The 844-nt window shown below is 60.9% G+C and carries 1 protein-coding gene; it reads right to left on the reverse strand.

The features are described from left to right. The coding region (locus tag EOA60_RS35195; protein WP_128312742.1) for a nitroreductase at positions 1-528 on the reverse strand (528 nt) is incomplete at its 3' end. Between the last annotated feature and the right edge of the window lie 316 nt (positions 529-844).

Consider the following 844-nt stretch of genomic DNA (forward strand, 5'->3'; position numbering starts at 1 on the left):
GGTATGCAGGCCCCTGCCCCGTGCCGCGACCATGATGTTCTGCAGAAACATGCCGTAGTCGATCCACGAGCCCTTGTTCAGCCGCCGGTCGACCGTGAAGATCAGGCCGACCGGCGCGTCGAAGAAGACGAAGTTGCGGTCGTGCTGCGCCCGCATCCTGTCGACTTCGCGCCGGCCGATGCCGATCGCGCCGTAGAGACCGAAACCGTTGGCGCGACGCCGGCTGAGATAGGGCTCGAAGAACTGGTCGGGATAGTAACGGTACTCGTCCCATTCGGCCTTTTCGGCGCGGATGCCCGAATTGAGGATGGCGTCGCTGATGCGCCGCTTCACCTCGCCCTTGGTCACATAGACACGCCAGGGCTGCATGTTGGTGCCCGAGGGTGCCCTTGCCGCGACCGTCAGGATGGCGCGGATTGTGCTGTCGTCGACCATGTCGGGCAAAAACGCGCGCACCGACCGGCGCGACATGATCGCCTCATCGACGATCGCTGCGTCGAGCGTGCTCCGGTCATTCTTTTCCAGCATGGGCCGTCCCTTCACGCATGGCTGGACCCGGCAACCCGATTCCCGCAACGACCATAGGCAGACACAAATAACTAACTGGTCCTCGACCGGACGCCCCACTCGCGATTCGATGGCGAGGCTTTGCATCAACCGCCAAAATGGCGCAAGCAAATCTTGCGTTGCATGAAAATTCACTTGATTTTTTCATGCACTTGCTTTCTCATGAAATTTGAGCAGATTTTTTCACGAGGAGCGGGTGACCTCGACCGCCATCAGATCGGAGCAGGACAATGGCGAGCGGCTGCTGGCCGGCGACATTCGTGCGCTGCGCAAGGCC

Origin of the sequence: Mesorhizobium sp. M1A.F.Ca.IN.020.06.1.1 (assembly GCF_004023265.1) — a bacterium.
Lineage (GTDB): Bacteria > Pseudomonadota > Alphaproteobacteria > Rhizobiales > Rhizobiaceae > Mesorhizobium.